20 protein-coding genes, 1 tRNA gene and 1 other annotated feature are annotated in these 22,425 nt (G+C 63.3%); of the genes, 12 read left to right on the forward strand and 9 right to left on the reverse strand.

Features of this window, described 5'->3' with window-relative positions:
* Positions 1-24 precede the first annotated feature (24 nt).
* The 6 genes from ABRZ00_RS10840 (at position 25) to trmD (ending at position 5,348) form a co-directional block, all read left to right on the forward strand.
* Positions 25-435: a hemerythrin domain-containing protein gene (locus ABRZ00_RS10840; RefSeq protein ID WP_343839162.1), complete on the forward strand. Its 411-nt coding sequence runs from the start codon at positions 25-27 to the stop codon at positions 433-435.
* Between the two features lie 135 nt (positions 436-570).
* Positions 571-3,192: an alanine--tRNA ligase gene (alaS, locus tag ABRZ00_RS10845; protein WP_368642021.1), complete on the forward strand. Its 2,622-nt coding sequence runs from the start codon at positions 571-573 to the stop codon at positions 3,190-3,192.
* Positions 3,193-3,218: 26 nt separating this feature from the next.
* Positions 3,219-3,464 (forward strand): sulfurtransferase TusA family protein, encoded by a 246-nt coding sequence (locus ABRZ00_RS10850; RefSeq protein WP_343839165.1) that lies wholly within the window; start codon positions 3,219-3,221, stop codon positions 3,462-3,464.
* Between the two features lie 109 nt (positions 3,465-3,573).
* Positions 3,574-3,834 carry a 30S ribosomal protein S16 gene (gene rpsP / locus ABRZ00_RS10855; RefSeq protein WP_343839167.1) on the forward strand — a complete coding sequence of 87 codons (261 nt, stop codon included), beginning with the start codon at positions 3,574-3,576 and terminating at the stop codon, positions 3,832-3,834.
* 21 nt (positions 3,835-3,855) lie between these two features.
* The gene (gene rimM, locus ABRZ00_RS10860; protein WP_368642854.1) at positions 3,856-4,479 is read left to right on the forward strand and encodes a ribosome maturation factor RimM; all 624 of its coding nucleotides are present in this window, start codon (positions 3,856-3,858) and stop codon (positions 4,477-4,479) included.
* A gap of 68 nt (positions 4,480-4,547) precedes the next feature.
* On the forward strand, positions 4,548-5,348 hold the full coding sequence (gene trmD, locus ABRZ00_RS10865; protein ID WP_368642020.1) for a tRNA (guanosine(37)-N1)-methyltransferase TrmD: 801 nt from the start codon (positions 4,548-4,550) through the stop codon (positions 5,346-5,348).
* Here trmD and ABRZ00_RS10870 read toward each other — a convergent pair.
* From ABRZ00_RS10870 to ABRZ00_RS10895, 6 genes are all read right to left on the reverse strand, one after another.
* Complete coding sequence (locus ABRZ00_RS10870) at positions 5,345-6,385, reverse strand: PIG-L family deacetylase (RefSeq protein WP_368642019.1); 1,041 nt, start codon at positions 6,383-6,385, stop codon at positions 5,345-5,347. The two genes, trmD and ABRZ00_RS10870, sit on opposite strands and share 4 nt — an antisense overlap.
* Before the next feature lie 28 nt (positions 6,386-6,413).
* Positions 6,414-7,334 carry an EamA family transporter gene (locus ABRZ00_RS10875; RefSeq protein ID WP_368642018.1) on the reverse strand — a complete coding sequence of 307 codons (921 nt, stop codon included), beginning with the start codon at positions 7,332-7,334 and terminating at the stop codon, positions 6,414-6,416.
* Positions 7,335-7,702: 368 nt separating this feature from the next.
* The gene (locus ABRZ00_RS10880; protein WP_368642017.1) at positions 7,703-9,748 is read right to left on the reverse strand and encodes a methyl-accepting chemotaxis protein; all 2,046 of its coding nucleotides are present in this window, start codon (positions 9,746-9,748) and stop codon (positions 7,703-7,705) included.
* A 252-nt stretch (positions 9,749-10,000) separates the two neighbouring features.
* Positions 10,001-10,768: an SDR family NAD(P)-dependent oxidoreductase gene (locus ABRZ00_RS10885; RefSeq protein WP_368642016.1), complete on the reverse strand. Its 768-nt coding sequence runs from the start codon at positions 10,766-10,768 to the stop codon at positions 10,001-10,003.
* Positions 10,769-10,825: 57 nt separating this feature from the next.
* Positions 10,826-11,764 (reverse strand): alpha/beta fold hydrolase, encoded by a 939-nt coding sequence (locus ABRZ00_RS10890; RefSeq protein ID WP_368642015.1) that lies wholly within the window; start codon positions 11,762-11,764, stop codon positions 10,826-10,828.
* An 8-nt stretch (positions 11,765-11,772) separates the two neighbouring features.
* Positions 11,773-13,194, reverse strand: a complete 1,422-nt coding sequence (locus ABRZ00_RS10895; protein ID WP_368642014.1) for a PLP-dependent aminotransferase family protein — start codon at positions 13,192-13,194, stop codon at positions 11,773-11,775.
* Here ABRZ00_RS10895 and ABRZ00_RS10900 point away from each other — a divergent pair.
* The 4 genes from ABRZ00_RS10900 to ABRZ00_RS10915 are packed head-to-tail and all read left to right on the forward strand — an operon-like array spanning position 13,193 to position 15,758.
* Positions 13,193-14,035, forward strand: a complete 843-nt coding sequence (locus ABRZ00_RS10900; RefSeq protein ID WP_368642013.1) for a LysE family translocator — start codon at positions 13,193-13,195, stop codon at positions 14,033-14,035. The genes ABRZ00_RS10895 and ABRZ00_RS10900 overlap by 2 nt on opposite strands.
* Before the next feature lie 45 nt (positions 14,036-14,080).
* Positions 14,081-15,319, forward strand: coding sequence for an MFS transporter (locus tag ABRZ00_RS10905; RefSeq protein WP_368642012.1), 1,239 nt, complete (start codon positions 14,081-14,083; stop codon positions 15,317-15,319).
* Positions 15,316-15,459, forward strand: coding sequence for a hypothetical protein (locus tag ABRZ00_RS10910; protein WP_368639240.1), 144 nt, complete (start codon positions 15,316-15,318; stop codon positions 15,457-15,459). The genes ABRZ00_RS10905 and ABRZ00_RS10910 overlap by 4 nt, the downstream gene beginning before the upstream one ends.
* A gap of 29 nt (positions 15,460-15,488) precedes the next feature.
* Positions 15,489-15,758: a hypothetical protein gene (locus ABRZ00_RS10915; protein WP_368647696.1), complete on the forward strand. Its 270-nt coding sequence runs from the start codon at positions 15,489-15,491 to the stop codon at positions 15,756-15,758.
* Between the two features lie 203 nt (positions 15,759-15,961).
* Here ABRZ00_RS10915 and ABRZ00_RS10920 read toward each other — a convergent pair whose 3' ends face one another.
* The gene (locus ABRZ00_RS10920) at positions 15,962-16,528 is read right to left on the reverse strand and encodes a hypothetical protein (protein ID WP_368642010.1); all 567 of its coding nucleotides are present in this window, start codon (positions 16,526-16,528) and stop codon (positions 15,962-15,964) included.
* 644 nt (positions 16,529-17,172) lie between these two features.
* A protein-coding gene (locus ABRZ00_RS10925) for an IS3 family transposase (RefSeq protein WP_343839197.1) occupies positions 17,173-18,407 on the reverse strand; the annotation gives its coding sequence in 2 pieces (ribosomal slippage) (positions 17,173-18,128 and positions 18,128-18,407; 1,236 coding nt in all).
* Positions 18,013-18,129: a sequence feature (AL1L pseudoknot), on the reverse strand. Its footprint overlaps the gene before it by 117 nt.
* 173 nt (positions 18,408-18,580) lie before the next feature.
* Here ABRZ00_RS10925 and ABRZ00_RS10930 point away from each other — a divergent pair.
* The gene (locus ABRZ00_RS10930) at positions 18,581-19,459 is read left to right on the forward strand and encodes a hypothetical protein (RefSeq protein WP_368644271.1); all 879 of its coding nucleotides are present in this window, start codon (positions 18,581-18,583) and stop codon (positions 19,457-19,459) included.
* Between the two features lie 1,386 nt (positions 19,460-20,845).
* Here ABRZ00_RS10930 and ABRZ00_RS10935 read toward each other — a convergent pair.
* Positions 20,846-20,921, reverse strand: a tRNA-Ala gene (locus ABRZ00_RS10935).
* 194 nt (positions 20,922-21,115) lie between these two features.
* Here ABRZ00_RS10935 and ABRZ00_RS10940 point away from each other — a divergent pair.
* On the forward strand, positions 21,116-22,339 hold the full coding sequence (locus tag ABRZ00_RS10940) for a prolyl oligopeptidase family serine peptidase (RefSeq protein WP_343839199.1): 1,224 nt from the start codon (positions 21,116-21,118) through the stop codon (positions 22,337-22,339).
* Positions 22,340-22,425: the final 86 nt, after the last annotated feature.

The following is a 22,425-nucleotide window of genomic DNA, read 5'->3' on the forward strand; positions in this document are numbered from 1 at the left end:
CCACAATGGCGAGGGAATCTCTTCATGAATATCGATCGTTTCAAACACCAGCACGTCGAAATCCTCAGCGGCATCAGTTTGCTGCGCCGGTTGTCCCATCAAGGGGTCTCGGATCATGCGGTGGATATCGCCCATGAACTGAAAACGCTCGCTCAGGTGGTGATTCAACACCTGGCGATCGAAGACCGCATCCTGTATCCCTCGCTGGAGCAAAGTGGCAATGAGCGTATGGCGCGCATGAGCGCGGATTACCAGAACGACATGAAAGGCATCGCCAATGCCTTCATCAATTTCGCCCGCCGCTGGGCCAATGCCACGATGCTGACGCGCAATCCCGAGGGTTTTCGCGCCGAGGCCAATACCGTGCTGAAGAATGTGCACGATCGCATGCTGCGCGAGAATCGCGAGTTCTATCCGGCCATCGAGGCGCTTTAGGCGCGCCCCGGACGGCGGAGCGCCGCGCGGAGGGCAAGCCATTGCATCTATAATGCTCGGCTCGGGAAGTTCCGATTGGATTTCCCGCGCGCTCGCGCAGCGCGTTCCCGGCTTTCCCCCTTCGCGGCCAAACGAATGAAAACCTCCGAGATCCGTCAGAAATTCCTGTCCTTTTTCGAATCCAAGGGACACCAGATCGTTCCGTCCTCGCCGCTGGTGCCGGGCAATGATCCGACGCTGCTGTTCACCAACGCCGGCATGGTCCAGTTCAAGGACGTCTTCACCGGCAAGGACACGCGGCCCTATCATCGGGCGACCACTGCGCAGCGCTGCGTGCGCGCCGGGGGCAAGCATAATGATCTGGAGAATGTCGGCTACACCGCCCGGCACCATACATTCTTCGAGATGCTGGGCAATTTCAGCTTTGGCGATTATTTCAAGCGCGATGCCATCACGTATGCCTGGACGCTGCTGACCGAAGTCTACGGTCTGCCCAAGGAAAAGCTCTGGGTCACTGTCTATCAGGAAGACGACGAAGCCTACGACATCTGGGCGCAGGATATCGGGGTTCCTCGCGAGCGCATCATCCGCATCGGCGACAACAAGGGCGCGCGCTACGCCTCGGACAATTTCTGGCAGATGGCCGACACCGGCCCCTGCGGCCCCTGTTCCGAAATCTTCTACGATCATGGCCCCGACATCTGGGGCGGCCCTCCGGGATCGCCCGAAGAGGACGGCGACCGCTATATCGAGATCTGGAACCTGGTGTTCATGCAGTTCGAGCGCGATGCCCAGGGAGTGATGCATCCGCTGCCCAAGCCTTGCGTCGATACCGGCATGGGGCTGGAACGTATTTCCGCCGTGATGCAGCATGTCCATTCCAATTACGAGATCGACTTGTTCCAGAGCTTGATTCGCGCCGCCGCGCGCGAGACCGGCTGCCCGGACCTGGCCGACAATTCCCTGAAGGTCATCGCCGACCATATCCGCGCCTGCGGCTTCCTCGTGGTGGACGGAGTCATTCCCGGCAACGAGGGGCGCGGCTACGTATTGCGCCGCATCATCCGGCGCGCACTGCGCCATGGGCACAAGCTGGGCCAGAAAGGCCTGTTCTTCCATCGGCTGGTGGCCGATCTGGTCGAGCAGATGGGCGAGGCCTATCCCGAGCTTGCCGCCCAGCAGGCCCGGGTCGAGCAGGTGCTGCGCCAAGAGGAAGAGCGTTTCGGCGAAACCCTGGAAAACGGCATGCGCATCCTGGAATCGGCCCTGGCGACTGTGCCGGCTGGCCGGGCGCTGGATGGCCAGACGCTGTTCACGCTTTACGATACCTATGGTTTTCCGGTGGATCTGACGGCCGATATCTGCCGCGAACGCGCCATTGCGGTCGACCTGGAAGGCTTCGAGCGGGCCATGGAGCACCAGCGCGAACAGGCGCGTGCCGCCGGCAAGTTCAAGGCGAGCGCCGACCTCAGCTACGATGGCGTGGATACCCGGTTCGATGGCTACGAGCATCTTGAGGGGCAGGGCACGGTGACGGCCCTGTATGTGGACGGCACGTCGGTCGCCACGATCACCCGGGGGCAGGATGCCGTGATCGTGCTGGATGCCACGCCGTTCTATGCCGAATCCGGCGGGCAGGTGGGCGATACGGGCCAGATCCGCAGCGATTCGGCCCGCTTCCAGGTTGCCGATACGCAAAAGATCCAGAGCGCGGTCTTTGGCCATCACGGCCGCTTGGCCGAGGGAACGCTGTCGGTGGGGGATGCCGTGCACTCCCAAGTCGATGGGCGGCGCCGTGCCGACACGATGCGCAATCACTCGGCGACCCACCTGATGCACAAGGCTTTGCGTCAGGTGCTGGGCGAGCACGTGCAGCAGCGCGGTTCCCTGGTTGATCCGGACAAGACCCGCTTCGACTTCGCCCATGATGCGCCCATGACGGCCGAGCAGATCGCGCGGGTGGAAGGCATCGTCAACGACGAGATCCTGTCCAACCAGGCGGTGCGGACGCAGCACATGGCCTACGACGAAGCGGTGGCCGGCGGAGCCATGGCGCTGTTCGGCGAAAAGTACGGCGATACGGTGCGGGTGCTCGACATCGGGTTCTCGCGTGAACTGTGCGGCGGCACGCATGTGGCGCGCACTGGCGATATCGGCTTGTTCAAGATCGTTTCCGAAGGCGGCGTGGCCGCCGGCATCCGCCGCGTCGAAGCGGTGACCGGGCGCAACGCCTTGGCTTGGGTGCAGCAGACGCGCGAGACGCTGGACCAGGCGGCCGGGCTGCTCAAGACCCAGCCCGCCGAGGTGCCCGACCGCATTCATGCGCTGCAGCAGCAAACGCGCCAGATCGAGCGTGAGCTCGGGCGCCTGCAAGACAAACTGGCCGCCGCCGCGGGCTCCGACCTGGCCGGCCAGGCAGTGGACGTCGCCGGCGTGAAGCTGCTGGCCGCGCGGCTGGCGGGTGTGGATCCCAAGGCCTTGCGCGGCATGGTCGATCAGCTCAAGTCGAAGCTTCCGGGCGCGGTCATCCTGTTGGCCGCCGTGGCCGATGATAAGATCAGCCTGGTGGCGGGTGTCAGCCCCGAGTTGACGGCGCGCGTCAAGGCCGGCGACCTGGTGGGCTCCGTCGCCGTTCAGGTGGGCGGCAAGGGCGGTGGCCGGCCGGACATGGCCATGGGGGGAGGCTCCGACGTGGCTGCGCTGGACGGCGCCCTGGCCGGTGTGCGGGCCTGGCTGGCCGAGCGGCTGGGTGCATGAACCCGGGCACAGAGCCAGGAATCGATATGAGCGAAGACATTCCGCGTACGGATCAGGAAATCGATGCCCGGGGCTTGAATTGCCCTTTGCCTATCCTGCGCACCAAGAAAGCCTTGGCTGGATTGGAGAGCGGCCAGGTGCTGGCCGTGCTGACCACCGACCCGCATGCGGATCGGGATTTTCAGGCGTTCTGCCAGCAGACCGGCAATGCTTTGCTGGCGCAGCAGACGCGCGGCGATGATGTTCGGGTGCATTACGTCCGGCGTCGTTGATGTGTTGTTTTTCACGGTTTTCGCAGGCTGTTCATTCGCATCCATTGCGAAGACGGCCTGACTGATGCTAAAATTTTGCGTTTTTCACAGCATTTTCAAAGGATTATCAATGGTTGTGATTCGTCTGGCCCGCGGCGGCTCGAAGAAGCGTCCCTTCTACAATGTCGTTGCTGCCGATTCGCGTAATCGCCGCGATGGCCGTTTCATCGAACGCGTGGGTTTTTACAATCCCGTCGCCGGTGAAGGTCAGGAAAATCTGCGCCTGGCCCTGGATCGCGTCCAGCATTGGGTGGACAACGGTGCCCAGTTGTCCGACACCGTGGCCCGCCTGGTAAAGGATTATTCCGCCAAGGTCGCCTCCGCCGCCTGATCGCGGATCGTCGTGCCGACGATGGCCGATGCCGTGTGCGTGGATGCTGTACCGCCGGACGACCTGGTCGAGGTCGGCCGGGTGGTCTCGGCCCATGGCGTGCGCGGTTGGCTGAAAATACAGCCTTATTCGCCCCAGGCGGACGCGCTGAAGGGGGCGCCGGTCTGGTGGTTCAAGGCGCCTGAGCCCGTTCTGGGAACAGGCGCTTCAGTGCGTCCGCGCAACCTGAAGATTCGTGCCTGCCGCCGTCAGGCGGGGCGGTTCCTGGTCGCCCAGGTCGACGGGATGAACGACCGCAATGCGGCTGAATCCTTGCAGGGCCATACCGTCTGGGTGCCACGCGCGGCGTTTCCCACAGCGGGCGATGGCGAATATTATTGGATCGACCTGATCGGCTGTGATTTCCATGGCATCGGGGATGACGGTCCTCAGTGCCTCGGGCGGGTCGACCAGGTGCTGGACAACGGCGCCCACGCCGTGCTGCAGGTTGCACTGGGCGCGCCGGACGCCGATGGCGTTTTTCATGCGCTGGTCGACGCCCGCAACCGTCCGCGCCACATCCTGGTGCCCTTTGTCGCGGCGCATGTGCAGCATGTCGATCTCGAGGCTCGCCGGATCGACAGCGACTGGCCCGCCGATTTCTGACACGGCGCATCCAGCAGCGCGCTTGCGTGCCGTGCGCTGCTTCCGGTCCTTCTTTTCCGAGTCGTGCCATGCGCTTTGATCTGATCACGCTGTTTCCCGAGATGTTCGCCGCCGTGCGCGATCAGGGCGTGAGCGGCCGGGCGCATGCCCGGGGGATCTGGTCCCTGGAGACCTGGAACCCGCGCGATTTCACGTCTGATGTGCATCGCACGGTGGATGATCGTCCTTATGGAGGCGGTCCGGGCATGGTGATGCTGGCCGAACCCCTGGCCTTGGCGGTCGAGGCCGCCCGCGCCGCCCGCCTGAAGGCGGGGGCGGATGCGGTGGGCGCGCCGGCGCCTGTCGTGCTGTTGTCGCCGGCGGGTTGTCCGCATGATCAGGCGCGCGCCCAGCGCTGGGCGCAGGAGCGGGGCGCCATTTTGATCTGCGGCCGCTACGAGGGCATCGACCAGCGCTTCATCGACCGCTATGTGGACGAGGAGGTGTCACTGGGGGATTTTGTCTTGTCGGGCGGCGAACTGGGGGCCATGGTCTTGATGGACAGCGTGGTGCGTCTGCTGCCCGGGGTGCTGCACGATGCCGAATCCGCCGTGCAGGACTCTTTCAATCCCGCCCTGAGCGGCCTGCTGGACAGTCCGCACTATACGCGCCCCGAGGCTTGGCGAGGCGACGCGGTGCCCGAACCCCTATTGTCCGGACACCATGCCCGAATCGCCATCTGGCGGCGGGAGCAATCCCTGGCGTTGACCGCGGCCCGGCGGCCGGATCTGATCGCGCGCGCGCGCGCCGCCGGTCTCCTGGACGCTCGCGATGAGCGTGTCCTGGAGCAGGCTGCACGGATGGAGAAACCCGCCGACGGCGGCAGCTAGCGTTGCCCGCTTGAGGCGCCGGGGTCGGCCTGGGCCTGGAGCGCCTGCCCGGCGGGTTGCGCATAATACTGCCGTCCTACCCAGAGCGCTTCCGGCCCGCCCGGGGCCGAACAATCGGCCCCGGGCGGGCAGAGCCGGGTGTCGTCCCGCATGTAGCGCAGGAATATCATTGTTTTGCGAGCCGTCTGGACGGCGTCCAGGTTGGCTTGCCGCTCTTGGGTGGGATAGTTCAGATAACGCGTGCGGGAATAGTCGCCCGGCGCGAGCGCCATGGCGTCCTCGACCAATCGGGCGCCCGCAATATGGTCGGGATGGTCATGCCCCGCACAGCGCCAGCACAGCGACCGGTAGGGAATGGTGATCGAGGGATCCATCAGGCGGATGGCTTGGGGGCGTTCCTGGCGGATCAGTCCGGCCAGCAAGCGAACCAGTTCGTCGCGCGTATAGGTGCTGGGATGAGGCGCATAGGATCGCACGCGGGCGTGGGGCACGGATTCCACCCGGCTCATGGGCGTGAGGCTGCCCCAGCCGTCGCCCAGCCAGGGATCGGGCAAGCGCAACATGATGAGCCGCACGCGCGGGTGGGCGCGCAAGGTGTGGCGCACCAGGGTGTGCCGCCCGACGGTCAGTCCATCGGTGTTCCAGGCATCCGCCGTGCCGGCCATATCGGCATAGGCGGCCATGATGCCGCGCTCGCGCGCCAAGGTGTAGCCCAGGCCCTCGCCCCGGTCGCCGGCTGTCAGATAGACCGTATGCACGCAGCGTCCCGCGCGGATGGCGTCGTCCTGGTCGGGATTCATGAACAGCAGGTCGTCATCGGGATGGGCCACGAAGCTCAGAATCTTGCCTGCCGGGCAATCCGCGCGGGCGGGCGTGGCGGGTTGTAGCGTGGCTTTCGGCGCGGCCTGCGGCTCTGCCGGCAGGGTGGCGCGGGCGGCTGAAGACGGGGCCAGTGCCAACAGGCACAGGATCGGCGCAAGCAGACAGCGGCGCGTGCGCGGGAGCGGAAAACCGGGCGCTGAAGAAAGGGCGGGCATGTGAGGGACTGGGTGAAAGAGGAGGGCGTCAGCGGCGCCGCGAATAGGCCAGGATGACAATGCAGGCCAGCACGATCAGCCCGCCCAGCAATTGGCGGCCGTTGAAGGCCTGGTCCAGGAGCAGCCAGCCCAGGATCAGGCTGGCGACGGGTTCGGCGTTCATGACCGGGGCGTTGCGCGGCATGTCGAGCCGGGGCATGAGGATGAACAGGGTGCAGAATCCTGTGGCGTAGCACAGCGACAGGGCCGCCAGGGCGGCCCAGCCGGCCCAGCCGTCCGGAACGCGCATGCCGCCCGGCATGACATCGGCCATGCCTGCGGCAAGCATGGCGCAAAAAACGATCAAGATCGTGTACAAGCTGCGCACCGGGCCCGCCAGCGAGGCGAGCCGGTGCTCGGTGATCCACAAGGCGCAGGCGAAGAAGCTGGCGCTGCCGAAGGCCAGCAGAACACCGGCTGCCCAGCGGGCGCTCAAGGAAACGCCGCCGCCCAGCAGGCCGGGCAGATCCAGGACCAGCGCCAGCCCCGCCAGAATCAACCCCATCAGCAGACTGGCCCGGCGGCTCGGACGAGGGCCGCCGAGCGCCCAGGTCAGCAGGGCGAACAACAGGGGGAACAAGCTGTTGATGAGCAGCGCCAGGGCGACCGGAATGCGGGCCACGGCGGAGTACAGGCAGAAGCTCTGCAGGGCGATCAACAGGCCGAGCAGGGCCTGCCAGGCGCTCAGCCGCATCGGCAGGCCCAGGCTCTGCCGGCGCCACAGCACGATGCCCGACAATGCCAGCAGGCTGGCGCCTGCCCGGCAGAGGATGCCCAGCAGGACGCCTGCGCCGTCATCGAAGGCGATGCGCGCGGCGATGTGGTTGGAGGCGAAGATCGCGCTGACGAGGATGAGAATGCCGACCGCCAGGTGGCGAGGCAGGGAAAAGGGTGCGGAGGCCGGGGTCATGGGCGCGGATCGGCCGGTGCGAAAAACCGGGCATCGTGCCGGGAGATCGGATTCGCGCGGAAGGCGGACGCAGTCCTCGGGGGAAGGGGCGTCGCGGCGCGATCGCCGGGAGGGCCGTACGGCGCCGGCCGGACAGGCCGGAAAAGGCGTTCTGCTTGAAACATGAGCGGATGGGCGCAACCGGTGCGCGGATCGGAGTGGATCCGGGGGCGGAAGAAGCGCCTGCGGTGGCAGCCGCAGACTGACAAGAAATTTTACGAAACAAGCGCCTGAAAGTTAAGACTTCAGTCGGGCGGACGGCGAATACCGCCGCCCGTGTGTCGCAAGCCGGACACAGGGACGGCGGCGCACGCGCGGGCCGGCGGGGCTCAGGAACGGGCGGTCAGCAGGCGGGGCGCCTGGAAGCGCGGCTGAGGCGTTCGCGGAGAATCCGGCTGCCGCTGCGTGTCGGGCGTGGCGGGCGTGTCGAGCCGGAAGAAAGCGACCAGATCGACCAGGGTGTCGGCCTGCTCCTGCAGGCTGCCGGCCGCGGCGGCCGATTCCTCGACCAGGCTGGCGTTCTGGCGGGTGACGTCGTCCATCTGCGTGATGGCGATGTTGATTTCCTCGATGCCGGTGGTTTGCTCGCGGCTGGCCGCGCTGATCTCGCCCATGATGTCGGTGACGCGGTGGATGCCGTCAACGATGTCCTGCATCGTGGCCCCGGCGCGCGCGGCCTGCTCGTTGCCCTTGGCGGTCGATTCCACCGAGGCGTCGATGAGGCCCTTGATCTCTTTGGCGGCGCCCGCCGAGCGCTGGGCCAGCGCCCGGACTTCGGCGGCCACCACGGCGAAGCCGCGGCCCTGTTCGCCTGCGCGGGCGGCCTCGACGGCGGCGTTCAGCGCCAGGATGTTGGTCTGGAAGGCGATGCTGTCGATCACGCCGATGATGTCGGCGACCTGCTGGGACTTGGCGTTGATCTCGCTCATGGTGGAGACCAGTTCTGCGACGATGGCGCCGCCGTCGGTGGCGGTTCCGCCGGCCGAGGCGGCCAGGGTGTTGGCCTGCTGGGCGTTGTCGGCGTTCTGGCGTACGGTGGCGGTGATCTGCTCGGTGGTGGCGGCGGTCTCGGCCAGGGAGCTGGCCTGCTGCTCGGTGCGCGAGGACAGGTCCAGGTTGCCGGCGGTGATCTGCGCCGAGGCCGAGGCGATGGCGTTTGAGCCGGCACGGACCTGGCTGACGATATCGGCCAGGCGGTCGCGCATGTCCCGCAGGGCGAACAGCAGGCTGGTACGATCCTGGGCTTTCAGTTCGATGGGCACGGCCAGATCGCCCGTGGCGATCCGGTTCAGGAGCGCCGTGGCGTAGGCCGGCTCACCGCCCAACTGGCGCAGCAGCGCCCGTGTGATGAAGTAATTCGCCAGGCCCGCCAGCAGGCTGAGCAGCACGATGCCCCCGGCCAGCAGAACGCGGGTGCGCGACAGACTGCGGGCGCGGTTGTCCAGCACGGATTCAAGCTGCGCCAGCGCGACCTGATTAAGCTGGTACTGGGCGTCGATCGCCTGCGTGTAGCGGGCAAAGAAATCAGTGCTCGGGAATCGCAGTGCTTCAGCCTGGAGGATTTCCTTCTGGGCCAGTTCGATGGCCGTGCGGGCTTCCCGGAGCGCTTTCTTGCCGGGTTCGGCCAGGCTGGCGGCCAGCTCCGGGAACTGCCGGATGGCACTTTCCAGAGCGTCGTTCAGGCTGATGTAGTGCTCTTCGGCGCGATTGATCAGTACCGTGATTCGCAGCCGTTCGGCATCGGACGCCTCATGGCGGGTCAATAGGCCCGATCCGAAGCCGCGGGCCTGGCCGAACAATTCCGTCAGCATGGGCACCTGGTTCAGCGCCGTATCGATCAGGTAGTAGCCTTGAGCCTGCGGGTCGAAACTCAAGCCGTAGTGTTGCAGCAGCAGGGATTTCACCCGAAGCAGGCGGGCGATCAGTTCGACGTGGGCCTGGAAGCTGTCGGCGGGCGCAAGGCTTTTTCGGGCGACCTGGGCGGCGAGGGCGCTCCAGCCTTGACGGACTTCTTGCCAGGCGGCCAGCAGCGCGGGCGTTTCGACGCTCTTGGTCAGCGCTGTGTCCAGCGCCTCGAAGGCGCGGTCCGTTTCGGCCTGCAGGGCCGAGCGCCGGACTTCGGCGGATGTTTCGCCGTTGAGTGTGATCATGGACAGGCCGCGATGCTGCTGCGTCAGTTGCAGGGTTTTCATCAGGAGACGCATGGGCTCCAGGCCGCTGGATTCCAGCTCGGTTGCCCGGATGGTCTTGCCGGATTCGTTGACGTACAGGCTGAAGGGGATGGCGACCAGTACGACGCCGAACAGCGCCAGCACGGCGAATTTTTGCCAGAGGCGAAGCCTGTTCAGGAGGGTATCGAGCGAGCTTTGTTTCATGGAGGCCTTCCGGTCAATCCGGCAGCCGGGGAGCGGCGCCGACGATGGCTCAGTGCGTCAGCGATTGTAAAGTCGGCCCTGCGGAAGAAGGCGGATTTTCCCGGTGATAACCAGGAAGATTGAATGGTTTTTAATCTGGATCAATGATTCTGGATGCCGCTTTCCCGATCCGGGGGCGAGACGCCCCCGGAAAGTGGGCCTGACGGGGAATGGTGCAGGCCTCTCAAAGCGCAGTGACCGGATCGGGGGCGATTAAAGGCCTCCAGCGCAGGCCAGCGTCGTCCCCGTCACGTACGAAGCCGCCGGGGAGGCCAACCAGACGATGGCTTCGGCGATTTCGGCCGGCTCCGCCAGGCGGCCCATGGGGATTTTGGGCGCGATGCGGGCGGGCCGGCCCGGTTCGCCCGCGGTGGCATGGATTTCCGTCAGGGTGCTGCCTGGAGCCAGTCCGCAGACCCGGATGCCCTCGGCGGCCACTTCCTTGGCCAGGCCAAGGGTGAAGGCCTCCAGCGCGGCCTTGCTCGCCGCGTAATGCACGTATTCTCCAGGACTTCCCGTCCGGGCCGCGACCGAAGACACATTGACGATCACGCCCGGCACGCCATGGCGTCGGAAATTCGCCAAGGCTTCACGCGCGCATTGCAGCGCGCCCAGCACGTTGACCCGGAACACGTGTTCGATGGTGCTGTCGGTCGTGTCCGTAAAGGAGCCGATCGGCCCCGTGATGCCGGCATTGTTGATCAGGCCATCAAGCGGCCCGACCTCCGCGTCGATCCAGTCGAACATCCGCCGGATGTCTTCGCTGCGGCCGACGTCGGCCTGGATGATGAAGGCCCGGCGTCCGAGGGCGCGGACCGATGCCGCTACGGACTGTGCCGCGTGTTCGTCGCGGACGTAGTTCAGGACGACGTCGCGGCCCAGGCGCGCGGCGGCCAGGACCGTCGCCGCGCCAATGCCGCGCCCGGCGCCGGTGATGAGCAAGGTGTTGGCCCGCGGGGCGCCGGGATGTCGGTCATTCATGGTCTGGTTCCTTTTGAGGCATGCGTTCGCAGCAATCGGGTGGGGGGCCTGCGCGATTCAATCGCCGGCCGGCATGATCTTCAACCGCCCGGCGGGTTTTTCGGGCAAGGCCGCGTGTCGCAGCCATTCCAGGGCATAGGGCCATAGAATGTCGCGGAAGCGTTCGTGAAAGAATGCGAAGTGGCCGATTGCGTCCAGCCCGACATCCTGCGGGGCAAGCCGCAGGTGGCTGCGGCGGCTGGCGGTGTAGTAGCGCAGCAGGCGGTCCAGCGCCGCCTCGGTCCCATAAGGGTCGTCCTCGGCTCCCAGCGCAAGTATCGGGGCGCTGATCGTTCGGAAATTGAGGGCCAGTTGGGGCGCTTGCGGCTGGCCGGTCTCCGTGCAGCGGCCTCGGCGCACGGAATCCTCGAAGCGCGGCGTCATGCGCGCCCAGTCCAGGGCCACCCCCTTGGGCGTATCTTCCATCCATCCCAGCCGTTTGGCGGGCACATGGCCCAGCAGCCGGGCCAGGAGCGGCATCAGGATGTGCCATTTCAAGAACATGCCGCGCCGTTTCTCTGCCTGGTAGTCCCGCCAGTAGGCGTACTGGGCGCCCATGGTGAAAATCCTGCGCACGCGATGCGCCGATGGCGCAAGCCCGATGACGAAGCCGCCGACGGAGTGCCCGACGACATCGATGTCCTGGCCCGGGAAGCGCTGCATCGCATACCTTAGAACGCCCTCGAAGTCGTGCTCTCCCCAGTCGATCCAATCGGCCTGGAAGCGGCGCAGAGAGCCCCGGCGCGATTCGCCGATGCCGCGATAATCGTAAGACAGGACATCCCAGCCATGGCCGTGCAGGTACTCTGCGAACCGCGCGTAATACCGGCAGCGCACCGAGGTGGCGGGGTTGATGATGGCGACGGGCGCGGGGGCGCCCGCGGCTTGCGGACGGCGCCATAGGAAGCCTCCCAGCGGGTAACCGTCGGTGGCGGGGATAGAGAGGGCTTCAGGCATATCGCGTTTCATCGAGGGGTGTCGAGCATCGCGCCGATGGCCTCGCCGATTTTGCGCACCGCCCATTCCGTACGCGCAGTGAAGACCGAGGCATGGCTCAAGCGCATGCAATTCCTGTATTTTCCCGTGGCGGAGAAAATGTTCCCATGCGCAATCACGATGCCGTTGTCCCGCAGCATGGCATCGAGCGCATGGGAATCAAAGGATTCGGGCAGTTCGACCCAGAGCGTGAAGCCGCCCTGCGGGTGGCTGATGCGGGTTCCTTCGGGAAAGTAGCGCCGCACCCACTCGGTCATGACATCGCGCTGGCGTTGGTATTGGCGCCGCATCCTGCGCAAGTGCGCCGGGTAATGCCCCTTGCGCAGGAACTCCGCGACGGCAATCTGCGGCAAGGGCGCGGTCGGCCCCGAACTGGTGTATTTCATGCGCAGCACTTTGTCGAAGTAGCGGCCCGGCGCGATCCAGCCCACCCGCAGTCCGGGCGCCAGCGTCTTGGAAAAAGAACTGCACAGCAGGACCTGGCCATCCTCGTCGAGCGCCTTCAGGGCATGGGGCCTGGGCCAGCCATAGACCAGATCGCCATAGATGTCGTCTTCGATGATGGGCACGTCGTAGCGGCGTGCCAGCCGGATCAGGCCCAGCCTGCGGTGTTCCGGCATGGTGTAGCCCAGGGGGTTGCTGGCATTGGGAATCACCTGGATGGCCTTGACGGGCCAGCGTTCCAGCGCGAGTTCCAGGGCCTCCAGGCTGATGCCCTGGACGGGGTCCGAGGGAATCTCGAAGACCTGGACGCCGGCTTCCTTGAGGATCTGCATCATGCCGTGATAGCTGGGTGATGCGATGGCCACGATATCGCCCGGTTCGCACAGGGCCCGGACTGCGCACGACAGCGCTTCCTGGCACCCGGAGGTGACGATCAGCGCCTCGGGGGCGACCTGATAGCCCGCGTCCACGGCCAGCCGGGACAACTGCACGCGCAGGGCGGGAACGCCTTGCATGTCGTTGTACTGCAGGCTGTCGATGCCAGCGCGGCGGCCCTCCCGGGCAAGGGCCGCCTGCAGGGGCCGCAGGCTGGGGCTTTCGACGTCCGGCATCCCCCGGCCCAACTGGATGGTTTTGCCTTCGCGTTCCAGATCCAGCAGATCCTGGACCTGCCCCCAGTCCGACACGTCGATCGGCCGCAGGGTGGGCTTGCCCATCCTGGGCAGGGACGGCGCGGGCCGGGTGCCGGGCACGTACCACCCGGAGCGGGGGCGCGCCTCTGCCAGACCGGCCATTTCCAGCCAGCGGTAGGCCTGCTGGACGGTCGTCAGGCTGACGCCGTGTTCAGTACTGAGCGCCCGGACCGAGGGCAGGCGGCTGCCGGCCGCGTACAAGCCTTGTTCGATCCGGCTGCCCAAGGTATCGGCAAGCGTGAGGTAACGGCTCATGTCGGGCGTGGTTCCAGCGATGAAGTCCCAGGGATCGCCTATTACTGTAGGGCGAGTCCGGCAGGGCAAAAAGATACAGATTCGTGGATTTATTCAAATTCAGCGCTTTCATTATCCAATGTGTATCCAAAAAATGAGTAATGACTGTGTATTCAATACACAAGCGCGATCCGTGAAGATGGTGTGGACGGCCCAGGGGGGCCGAACTGCCTGTCAGACCGGAACGCCCATGCCGCCCACCGACCTGCTGCTTGCCTTTTCGCTGTTCGCGCTGATTTCTTCCATCACGCCCGGGCCAAACAACACCATGCTGCTGGCTTCCGGCGCGGCATTCGGATTCCGCCGGACCGTCCCGCACATGCTGGGCGTGACGGGCGGTTTTTTCCTGATGGTGCTGTGCATCGGCATGGGATTCGGCGCCTTGTTCAGGGCCTTCCCAGAGCTGTACGAGTGGCTGCGCTACCTGGGGGCGGCCTATCTGATCTACCTCGCCTGGAGGATCGCCGGTGCATCGCCTGGCATGAGGGGCGACGGCGGCTGCGACGCGGGTCGGCCGCTGGGTTTTTTCGGGGCGGCCGCCTTCCAGTGGATCAACCCGAAGGCCTGGACCATGGCCGTCGCCGCTGTCGGCGCTTATGCGCCGCAGCAGGGTTATCTCCCGGGCATATTCGTCATTTCCGCCCTGTTCGCTCTCATCAACCTGCCCTGCGTCGGCTTGTGGGCCGGCTGCGGCAGCCTGATCCGCCGGCTTCTCGACGATCCGGCGCGGCAACGCGGATTCAACAGGGTGATGGCCGTGTTGTTGCTCGTTTCCTTGTATCCGATGCTGGCCCGGGCTTGAAGGCTGCCGGATGTGTGCGCGGACACTCGATTCCTGGAGCGATAGATGAAAACCGATTTGTTTCCGGCCCCTTTCTCCCGCTGGCTGATCGTGATGGCGGGCGGCATCCTGATGGGGCTGTCGCTGGGCGTCAGGCACACGCAGGGGTTGTTCATGCAGCCGGTCTCGTCCAGCCATGGCTGGCCCTTGGAGACATTCGGGCTGGCGCTGGCCTTGCAGAATCTCGTTTGGGGGCTGGCGCAACCCGTCACCGGCCTGGTGGCCGACCGCTTCGGCTCCGGCCGGGTGTTGCTGTTCGGCACCCTGGCCTATGGCCTGGGCCTGTATCTGATGGCTCAGGCCCAGGGGCCTGCGGGGTTTGTGGCCGGCAACGGCGTGCTGATCGGCATCGCTTTGTCGGGCACCGCCTTTGGCACCGTCTATGGCGCGCTATCGCGCATTTTTGAGCCGCAGCGGCGCAGTTGGGCGTTGGCGGTCGCGGGCGCCATCGGCGGCCTGGGCCAGTTCTGCCTGGTGCCTTTCGTCCAGCATCTGTTGGTCCGTGTGGGCTGGCAGGATGCCGCGATGGTCCTGGGCCTGCTGATCGTGGCCAGCCTGCCTTTGTCGGCGCTGCTGCGTGCGCGCCCTCGGGAAAAGGCGGCGGGCATCCCGGACAACAGGCCGGTGGGCGCCTCCATCCGGGATGCCGCGCGTCATCGGGGTTTCTGGCTGTTGAATCTGGGATTTCTTGCCTGTGGCTTCCAACTGGCCTTCATTGCTGCTTATCTTCCGGCCTATCTGCTGGATCGGGGGTTGAGTCTGGAGCAGGCCGGTACGGCACTGGCGCTGATCGCGCTGGCCAATATTTTTGGCACCTACGCCTGCAGCCGGTCCGTGGGGCTGTGGCGCATCAAGCATCTGCTGGCGGGCCTGTATGCGATCCGGGTCGCGGCCATGGCGCTGTTCCTGTCGATGCCGGTCACGGCGGCCGGAACCTATGCCTTTGCCCTCGTGATGGGGTTTCTGTGGCTGGGAACCGCACCGATGACCAATGAGCTGGTGCTGCGGCTATTCGGTCTGCGTTATATCGCGACCTTGTTCGGCATTGTTTTTCTCGGTCATCAGGTCGGCGGCTTCTTTGGCGTGTGGCTCGGCGCGTGGGTCTATGACCGGACGCAATCCTATGAACTGCTCTGGGTCGGGGCGATCGCCATCGGCGTCGTGGCCACCGTGGCGCACTGCCTGATCGACGACGCCCCTTGGGCGGCATCGGATGCGCCGGACTTGCGCGTGGTGCGGTCATGAGGGTGGCGTCCGGATATCGCGCATGGGGACGTCTTCTGCCGGCGGCGGCGGGCGTGTGGGGGCTGGCCTGGGTGTTCAAGGCCTGGCTGGACATCGACCTGTTGCTTGCCCTGGCCAATGGGATCTATGGATGCGGATGATGGAAAGCAATTTCAGAGATGAGTGGCGCATGGCGGCCGGCTCCGGCCTGTTGTTCCGGCTGTTGGCAGCCTTGCGGCCATGGCGTCTCATGCGAAGCCGGTCGATCAGCCGCCGGGAACTGTGGCATCTGCTCGAACTGGATGATTATTTGCTGGAAGACATGGGCCTGCCGCGCGGCTGGTTCATTGCCGAGCGGCGCAGGAGAGGGCTTGCGCCGGAGGTCCCGGACATGAGCGGCCGACCCTGGGTCTACGGCTGCGCTCGGCGCAGGATGCCGATGCGCGATGGCTTCTGGTGAAAGGCGCCGGTGGGCTTCGCCATCACGAAGAAAGCCGGCAAGGTAAGCACGATTTGCTACCAAATCTGCTACCAGTCAAAAAAGATGGACGAAAAAAAAACCGCCTGAAAAATCAGGCGGATTTGGATACTGTGGTGGTGCAGGATCTATGCCGCTCGAACTTTGCTATTTCATAATAATTGGAATCAACGGAGACTAGGGGGCTAGCGGTTTATTCCCGGCACTGGCTCTCCTAACTGCTCCAGTTTATCCCTAATATTCTTCTGCCAAGCTCTTAATGCGGGTTGATGTGTTTCGATAACATCAAGGACAGCTTCCATATACTTAGCTGGACCATCTGCCTCGTTATTCATTGCCTCCTGGAAAATCCAAGACACTTCTCGAGTGTTGATGAGAATAGCTATACCAGGCTGTCCTGCAACCACCTCACTAAGGTTTTTGAAATCCCTGTCTATCTGCTCGATTTCCACAACGGGTAAAAAGTGCTTCCTTTTGAGCACCTCCTCTGCAATTTTCCTAGATTGAAGGACTAATGACTGAATGGCTGATGCATAACCCCATTCTAGTAATAATTTGGAAATCTGGTGTTCTTGCCTTGCTTTATTAGCCTGATACAGTGCCAGCAAGACCCCAACAGTTGTGGCAATCGATCCCAGCATATCTATGACGGTAGATATTGACGTTCCCCATAGAGCTTCGGGACGCTCTCCCCACCACCAGTGCAGGGTGCCACCGAAGAATGCTGCTAACGCTAATTCTGCATAACGCAATACGGACTCCGCATATTCTTAATGTAAGCGTGGTGCATGATGTGGCTTCTACAGAATTTTTTGCGGAGCGTAGTCTGTGATATCAAAGCATTGTGCTGGCTGCAACCGGATTTTCACTCCCCGCCCCCAAGCCCCTGGCCAGGCTTATTGTTCAGCCCCTGAGTGCCAACGAACGCGCAAACGCTTGTGGCAGCGGGCCAAGTTGCAGTTCGACACTGATTATAGGGAAAATCAACGTGCAGCCCAACAGGCATGGGCGCGACGCAATCCTGATTATTGGCATAATCGACGACAACGTTCGATTCCGGAAGGGTATGAAGCCGTTGAAGCTCCTCCACAGCAAAGCAGCGGTGTGGTGATGGGTCCGGTCAAGATGGACGTGTGCCGCCTTCCTCCAGGATTGTACCGTATCTGGCCTCGCCAGCGATCACGCAGCCGCCGTAACGACTCCTGGTTGGTGCAAATCACCCCGGTTCGCGTCAGGCGTATTCGCAAGATGGACTTGTCAAGAGAGGACTTGATCGACAAGCGACGTGTCGAATCGTAACGTCAATTCAGAGCAAGTTCCCGAGAAATTCGTACTGCGCTATCCCCAGTAGAAGGCGGCGATGTGAATCACACCGGGGATCGCGGAGGCTGTTTGGTTAAAGTAAAACAGGTTCCACAGTCGGCGCTGCAAGTTGCCGATAGTATCGCGCTTCGGCCTCAGCGGGCGGAATGTCGCCGATGGATTCGAGCAGGCGTTGGTGGTTGAACCACGAGACCCATTCCAGGGTCGCCAATTCCACGGCAGCCTTGGTTTTCCAGGGCGCGCGCCGATGAATCACTTCCGTTTTGTAGAGGCCGTTGATCGTTTCGGCCAGCGCATTGTCATAGGCGCTTCCGGTGCTGCCGACTGATGGATTGATTCCGGCCTCGCTCAATCGGTCGGAGTAGCGGATGGACACGTATTGGGATCCCCTATCGGAATGATGGACGAGCCTATCGGACTGCGTCGGTCTTCGGTCATAGACAGCCTGCTCCAGGGCATCCAAGACAAAGTCTGTCGTCATGCTGCTGGAGGCTCGCCAGCCGACGATACGCTTGGCATAGGCGTCAATGACAAAGGCCACGTATAACCATCCCTGCCAGGTTGAGACGTAGGTGAAATCTGCGACCCACAGTCGATTGGGCCGGTCGGCCTCGAAGCGCCGCTTCACCAGATCTCGTGGACAGGCAGCTGCGCTATCAGGGATCGTGGTGCGAACCCGTTTGCCGCGCCTGATCCCCTCGATGCCAAGGTGTCGCATCAGACGCTCCACGGTGCACCGCGCCACCATCACCCCTTCTCGATTCAACTGCTTCCAGACCTTGCGGGCTCCATAGACCCGAAAGTTCTGTTCCCACACACGCTGGATATTCACCATGAGTTGTTCATCCCTCTTGGCTCGCAGGCTTCGCAGTTCCGGATTCCGGCATCGGGCGGCATATCGCCGGTAGGCTGACGGGGCGACCTGCAACACCTTGCAGATCGGCTCGACCCCATACAGGCCCCGATGCTGGTCGATGTAGGCGTTTATTTCTTCAGTTCGCGGTCGAGCGCCGCCTGAGCGAAAAAAGCGCTGGCCGACTTGAGAATTTCATTGGCCCGGCGCAATTCCTTGACTTCACGTTCCAGAGCCTTGATGCGCTCTTGCTCTGCCTGCGGCACGCCGGCCCGCGTACCGGCCTCCACTTCCTGGATCTGAACCCACTTCAACAGGGTGTATGCCGAGCAGCCGATCTTGGGCGCAATGGACTGCACTGCTACCCACTGCGATGGATACTCGCCACGATGCTCCTGGACCAGCCGTACGGCGCGCTCACGAACTTCGGGGGAAAACTTGTTGTTCTTGCTCATGGCTCCATTCTCTCAAGAATCGAAGCCTCCTGAAAACCCGGTGTGATTCAGGCAGGACGGGGATGACGACGTAGGTGACGATCTGAACTGAAGGCGCGGCAATGTCGGTTCATGCCGCGTGGCTTCTCGCCTGCCGGTTATTTGAGAGCGGAGTTCCCGTCCGATCTGGACTGTTGTCGCAGGCAGATCGGGCGGCCCTCAAATCCCTGGGCAAGGCGGTCAAACGCGTCGCTGCCGGTGACGGAACGGTGCTGTGCCCCTACTGCAGCAATCATCGCGTCCAAGTGCTGAGCATGGGCGATGGTCGAATCGGTCGCTGCCCAGAGTGTGGGCCAGTGGAGGTTGGGGCCGATGATTTCGAAGCCTGGCAGATCGACGATGACTGGATGCAGCGCTCGTTGCGGCGGGCGCTCGAGATTCAGAGCCATGACGGGATCGATCAGTTGGCCGATGGGGTCTGGCGCATCGGAGATATACGCAAGGCCCCAGTCGTGCTGGCCAGAGACATCATGCGTATTTTGAAGGTCCCAGGCCTGCTGGATCGTGTGCGTGTGGCGTGTGGCACGACGCAGTTGATTACGCCGACTGCATCTGACGTCCAGGGAGTCCCGTTTGGTGCCAGCGTTCAGTGGCTCCGATTACAGGAGCGCTTTATTCTGTATGGAGATGGGATATCGGCTATTGGCCAGCCCGAATGTTCATCAACGTCTCTTTCTGTGGATCTGGCGGCATCAGTAGATCCCACCTTGCCGGTCTATGGGCCATTCTCGGAAGATTTTCGATGGGTTACTACGCCTGAAATTCAGGGATCCCCGATCCGGCTGACACCGATGCAGGCGGCAATTTTCAAGGCGCTGTGGCAATTGAAGGGGAAATCGGTACCGGGTCAGCGTGTGATGCAGGCGGCAGGGAGCACAAGCACGAAACCCGGCGATCTGTTTAAACACCCGAACCATGCTTTGGCTCGTCGGGCGTTCGACGTTCTGGTGGAAGTCAACAACAGGGAAGGGTTGTACGCTCTGCCGTGTGCACGAAACGTCAGTACGGCATAGGAGAGAGAAGTGTCAGAGTTCTCGGATAAGTTTGTGGCGTTCGTTGACATTCTTGGCTTTAAAAGTTTGGTCAACAGAGCCTCGTGCCGGGATGGCGTGTCCTTAGACGATATCTTGCGTTTGACTGGGAAGCTTGGGCCACCAGTAGATCAGTATATGCGTGGCAGCTACGGACCAACGTGCTGTCCTGCGGCCCCACGAGTTCGTGAGGATTTGGATTTTCAGGTGACCCAGATATCCGACTGCGTGATCATTTCTAGTGAGATATCTTCAGCAGGACTGATAAATTTGACTCACTACTGTTGGGGATCCGTCCTTAGGCTCTTGGCTAAGGGAGTTCTGTGCAGGGGATATATCACTCGGGGTGAGGTTTATCACACGGAGCGACAGGTCATCGGGCCTGCATATCAAGAGGCGTATAGCAGGGAAGGGAAAGTTTCGATATTTTCCGATGAGGCGGACGAGGAGTGGTCAACGCCATTTGTTGAAATTGCACCCGTAGTCTTGGAGTACTTTGATAGCCAGTCAGATCGATGTGTATCAGAAATGTTCAACCGAATGGTTCGAAGAATCCCCGAGGGAGCCGCTATTTTCCCGTTTAAGTTGTTGAATGCGGGTGGTTTCAGCCAAGAAGGCTTGCTCGCAGCGAATGCTGCGATCAGAGTGAATCTTCACAGATATAGAGTGCTGCTGCGGTCGTTTGGTAAACCAAATGGCGAGCGGGCCTTATCTAAAGTGAGATGTTACGAAGCAGCCCTTGATGAGCAACTCCGGCTGTGTGATGACCTGGATAGGTTTGTCGAGGACTCTCGGCAACCATCTGTGGCTGTTCGTCATTCCCCGCTGCCGAGGGGGTAACTGTTGTAATTGTCAAGGTAAGGCGACAGTAGAGCCCAGAATGTCTGCCAGTTGACCAATGGCATAGGTCATTGTGTCGGCCACGGACTCATCGGCTTTGTGGCACAGACTCAAAATAATCTGTAGTGCTGCCGTCTAACTTGATGGGTCTTATAGTCTGATCTCCGCATGAGCAGCGATAGTACGGAGCGCGGCATTGTACTCGTCAGGAGCAACAAGAAGATTCGTGGCAGGTCCCCTCCCGATGGCGTGTTGTTCTTGATCTTATCGCTTGCTCATGCACCGGATAAGATGAACTGCGATATTTCTGTCACGCCTATCTTGTTGATCCAGCGGGCCTTCTGCCTGTGCTACCGGCAACAGGTTCGCGATATTTTTCTGAGAAACTGAGAGAGAAAGAGGGGCGAACCGTCAGAAATGGGTGTGGTGACCAGGTGCCCATGGCATACGCACAACCGCGAGAGCGCCACGCCACGCGGGGATCCACCAAAACAAAACGCCCGACAGAGAACTGTCAGGCGTGGTGTTTGGTGGAGACGAGGAGGATCGAACTCCCGACCTTCGCATTGCGAACGCGACGCTCTCCCAGCTGAGCTACGTCCCCGAAAGACGTGCATTCTAGCACAGAAAATCAGGCACAAGCGAAAGCCGTCCATTTACCCAAGCTGCTTCTGGGGCGAGGGTAGGCATCGGGATTGCGCTCCAGTAGCATGGAGGTGCCCGGCGCCGGCGTCGTGGAAGCGGCCCGGGCAAAAAGACCAATGAACGGCAGGCCGGCAGTGCGGCAAGGGAGGGGCGATGGGCGAAGCGCTGGAGCGCGGGCAGACGCGGGTGCGGGGATTCGGCGACCCTGAGATGGATCACCAGCTCATGCGCCATCTGGGCTCGGCGCGTTACGGCGGCGCCTCGATCGGGGAATGCCTGGCGGCCGCGGCGCGGATCCGCGATGCCGACCCGGCCGCATGGATCCAGGATTTTGCCGAAACAGGCCGGCGCCAATGCGAAGACGCCGCGGCGCGAGCCGCCAAAGGGCATGCGGTCAGTGCCCGGGATCAGTATCTGGTGGCCTGCAACAGTTATCGCGCGGCGGAATACTATTGCCCCGTGGACGACCCCCGCCACCGGGAGTACGGCCTGGCGAGCCGCCAGGCTTTTCTGCAGGCCATGCAATGGGATCGGGCGCCCTGCGCGGAGCTTTGGTTCTCGCAAGCGGGCTTGCGTTTGCCCGCCTACCACATCCGCGGCGCGCGGGGTGCGGGCGACCGCGTGCTGATGATCGTCAGCGGCTTTGACGGCACGCTTGAGGAATCCTACCTGGCCTATGGCCGCCCGGCACTGGAGCGCGGCTACGACCTGATGCTGTTCACCGGTCCGGGCCAGATGGATACTTGGCGCTTCAATGCCTCCAGCCACTTCGCGCCGGATTTCGAGCAGGCCGGGCGCCAGGCGGTCGACTACATCCTGGCGCAACCGGGCGTGGATCCACGCCGCGTGGCGCTGATGGGAATCAGTTTCGGCGGCTATTTTGCATCCCGCATCGCCGCGTACGAACCGCGAATCCGGGCGCTCATCCCGAATTCACCGATCATCGACCTGCACGCCTACATGACGTCCTTCATCGGGCTGGATCCGGCCGCGCTGCCCGCCTCGGATGATTTCAGCGTGGCCGATCTAGAGCACATTCCCGATACGGTGATGAGCGCCCAGCAACGCGCAATGTCGCGCAACCTGATGCTGCGTTTCGGCCGGCCGACGTTCGTCGAGACCTACAGCCGGATCCGGGATTTCAGGCTGGAGCCGCAGGCGCTGGCCGCCATCCGTTGCCCGTCGCTGGCCCTGGTGGGCGATGGGGAGGGTGCCGAGCCCTTGCGGCAATGGCAGGCCTTCCAGGATGCCGTCGGAGGGGCTTGCACGCCCCGCTTGTTCACCGCGGTGGAAGGCGCCGATGCGCATTGCCAGGTGGGCAATCTGGCCTATTCCGCGGCGGTGGCCCTGGACTGGCTCGACGAGACCTTGGGGTGACGCCGTGCGGGTGGCGCATGCAGAAGAGGGCGCGGCACCCGGCGTGCGCCGGGCGCGGGGGCCGGGAAGCGCCGCCGCGGACGATA

This window comes from Castellaniella ginsengisoli, assembly GCF_040955415.1.
GTDB classification, from domain to species: Bacteria; Pseudomonadota; Gammaproteobacteria; order Burkholderiales; family Burkholderiaceae_B; genus Castellaniella; species Castellaniella ginsengisoli.